Genomic DNA, 2994 nt, shown 5'->3' on the forward strand with positions numbered 1-2994 from the left:
GTCAGCAGGTGTCGGGCTTGACCTCGTGGGGGGTGGCGGCGCGCAGGCGGCTGCGGATGGCGCGGGACAGCGCATCTACCGCCGCCGTCATCAGGCCGCAGGCGATCAGCAGGACCAGCGCCCGGTCGAGCCGCAGCTGCTGCATCGCGGTATCGACATAGAAGCCCAGGGTCGCGACGCCGAGCAGGCCCATCACGGCGGTCTCGCGCAGGATGATCTCCCAGCGGTAGAGGCAGAGCGCCAGGAACGGCCCGAAGAGCCGCGGCACCAGTTCCCATCCCCAGAGGGTCAGGCCCTTCGGCGCATCGGGGCGGAGTTCCCGCGTGACGCCGGCCGCTTCGCGCCCCGTGAGATGGGCGATGATCGCGCCGTTATGCAGCGCCAGCGCCAGCACCGCGGGCAGCATCGAGGGGCCGAAGATCTGCAGGAACAGGTAGGCCAGCATGTATTCGGGGAAGCTGCGCAGCAGGATAAGCACGAGGTCCGCGCCGACGCGCCCGGCGCGTCCCGCCACCTCGCGGACCACCAGCCCGAAGGCGAGGAAGGCGATGAGCCCGGTCAGCGCCAGCGCGATCTGCCCCGCGACCAGCGTCGACCAGAGCCCGGGCAGGATCTCGCCCGACAGCCTGTCGCCGAGCCAGGGCAGCAGCCCGGCCCAGTCGCCGTTGCGCACGGGCGCCGGAACCATGTCGTGCAGCGCCCGCAGCAGCGCGCCGGAGCCCATCGGCGGCACCGGGATCGTGGCGAGCAGGGCGAAGGCCCCCAGGATCCAGAGCGGCACCAGCCGGGGCCGCATCCAGACCCGGATCGTCGCGATCAGCACGACATAGACGGCCATCACCGCGCTGACCGCCCCGTAATTGCCGATCTTGAAGAAGGCGTCGAGCTGGAAGCCCAGCGTCGGCAGCCCGACGAAGCCCAGCACCGCCGAGGCGCGCATGCCGCATTCGAAGCGGTAGAGCCAGTAGCTCCACATCGGCCGCAGCGCCAGCGGCGCGCGGGTCCACAGGAACCGGGTCAGCGCGTCGGCCTCCGGCCCCAGCCAGGCGGCGGGGCGGGGGTCGGCCTCCTCGATCTGCTCGGCGAAGACCTTGGCGAAGATGCCTGCATAGGGCAGGGCGATGGCCAGCACGCCCGCCGTGGGGCCGAGCCCGATGGCGGCGATCAGCAGCAGCGCCCAGAAGAGCTCGTGCACCGAGCGCAGCGCGATGGCGGGAATGCGCACCGCGCGCAGGTGGTAGAACGGCGCGAGGACCAGCCCGGCGATGCCGCCGATGGTGACGCCCGCCAGAGCGAAGCCGATGGTCAGGGCGGTGGCGCGGAAGATGTCCTCGACTGCGGAGAAATCGGGATGCAGCAGCCCCGCGCCCATCCGCGCGAGCGCGTCCCAGGGATCGGCGCCCGACAGGCCCAGATCCGCGAAGGGCAGGCAGGCCAGGGCGGCCAGGCAGAATCCGGCCGCGACATGGGTGCGGGAAAGCCGGTCAGCCGCCATAGAGCGACGCGATCCGCTGGTCGTCGATCATGTCCGGGGCGGCATCCAGCACGATCCGCCCGCGCGCAAGCCCGACGATCCGGGTGGCGAAGGCGCGTGCCTGCGCCACGTCGTGCAGCGCGACCAGCGCGGTTGGAAAGCGCTCCGCGATCTGGTCCAGAACCTGCGCGCCCTGCGTCTCGTCGAGCGCCGAGACCGGCTCGTCCGCGATCAGCATCGCGCCGCCGCGCCAGAAGGCGCGGGCCAGCGCGACGCGCTGCTTCTGCCCGCCCGACAGCGTCTCGACCCGCTGCCTTGCCTGCGCCTCCAGCCCCAGCCCGGCCAGGACCGCGCGGACCCCGTCGCGGTCTTCCGCGCGCGGATGCACCAGGGTGCGCAGGTTGCGCAGCGCCCCGTGATCGCCGAGCCGCCCCATCAGCGCGTTCTTCTCCGCCGAAAGCTGCGGCACCAGCCCGTGCTCCTGCGGCACCAGCGCGACGCGGGTGTCCCCGCGCAGACGGCCATGCACCGCCGCCAGCAATGTCGATTTTCCCGCCCCCGACCGGCCGAGCAGCACGACGCGCTCGCCCGGGGCCAGCGTCAGGCTGACCCCGGTGAGAACCGCGCGGCCGCCATGGCCCAGCGTTTCGTCCTGGAGGCGGAGCATCGTCATTCGATCAGGTCGAGCGCCTTGGCCGTGGCCTCGATCGGCGCGTAGTCCCCGTTGGCGGCCGGGATGAAGCCCCCGCGCGGGAAGCTCGCCAGCAGGTCCGGGTCGTCCATCGCGATCAGCGCGGCCTGCACCTTGTCGGCGAAGCCCTCGCCGAAGCGCGCGTCCACGTCGCCGCGGATCGTCCAGTTGTAGTCCGGATAGGGCGGGGTCTGCCAGATCACCTTGGCGGTCCCGGTCTCGGGCGCGCCCTCGGTGACGGCCTTGTCATAGACGGCATAGTTCAGCGCGCCGACGTCCCAGGCGCCCGAGGCCACCAGCCGCAGCGTCTGCGAATGGTCGCCCGAGAAGCCCACGCGGGAGAAGAAGTCCTCCGGCGCGCCGCCGGTCTTCTCGCGGATCCAGTAGTCCGGCATCAGCCGGCCGGAGGTCGAGGTCTGCGCGCCGAACGTGAAGGACAGGCCCTTCATGTCCATCGGGAAGTCTTCGGATTTCTCCAGCCCGGTCGAGGTGTTGGCGATGAAATAGGTGATGAAGGTCGGATCCTCGACGCCCTGCGCGATGGCGCGCGCGCCGGGGGTCATCAGCCGCGCCTGAACGCCGGTGAGCCCGCCGAACCAGGCCAGCTGGATCTGGTCGTTGCGGAAGGCGGTGACCGAGGCGGCGTAGGATTTCACCGGGACGAACTCGACCTCGACGCCCAGCTTCTCTTCCAGGTAGTCGGCGACCTTGGAGAAGCGCGCGACCAGCGCGGTCTCGTCCTCGTCCGGGATGGCCGAGAAATACAGCGTGTCGGCGGAGGCACCGGTGGCGAGGAGGGCAGCCAGGACGGGCAGCAGGCGGAACTTGG

3 protein-coding genes are annotated in these 2994 nt (G+C 71.4%); all 3 read right to left on the reverse strand.

Annotated elements, in window-relative coordinates; all coding sequences use genetic code 11:
- Position 1: 1 nt before the first annotated feature.
- From HCC78_RS31955 to HCC78_RS31965, 3 genes are read right to left on the reverse strand one after another with little or no spacing between them, the layout of a single operon-like run.
- Positions 2–1495 (reverse strand): ABC transporter permease, encoded by a 1494-nt coding sequence (locus HCC78_RS31955; protein WP_172332731.1) that lies wholly within the window; start codon positions 1493–1495, stop codon positions 2–4.
- Entirely contained in the window at positions 1485–2147 is a 663-nt protein-coding gene (locus HCC78_RS31960) for an ATP-binding cassette domain-containing protein (RefSeq protein ID WP_172332732.1), read from the reverse strand. The genes HCC78_RS31955 and HCC78_RS31960 overlap by 11 nt, the downstream gene beginning before the upstream one ends.
- Positions 2144–2983: a putative selenate ABC transporter substrate-binding protein gene (locus HCC78_RS31965; protein ID WP_172332733.1), complete on the reverse strand. Its 840-nt coding sequence runs from the start codon at positions 2981–2983 to the stop codon at positions 2144–2146. Before HCC78_RS31965 ends, HCC78_RS31960 begins: the two co-directional genes overlap by 4 nt.
- Between the last annotated feature and the right edge of the window lie 11 nt (positions 2984–2994).

This window comes from Mangrovicoccus sp. HB161399 (assembly GCF_013184745.1).
In the GTDB taxonomy this organism is placed as follows: domain Bacteria; phylum Pseudomonadota; class Alphaproteobacteria; order Rhodobacterales; family Rhodobacteraceae; genus Mangrovicoccus.

Bases quoted from the DNA above. Each gene is read 5' to 3' on its own strand.
- HCC78_RS31955 (WP_172332731.1), bottom strand. From the start codon at position 1,495: ATGGCGGCTGACCGGCTTTCCCGCACCCATGTCGCGGCCGGATTCTGC.
- HCC78_RS31960 (WP_172332732.1), bottom strand. From the start codon at position 2,147: ATGACGATGCTCCGCCTCCAGGACGAAACGCTGGGCCATGGCGGCCGC.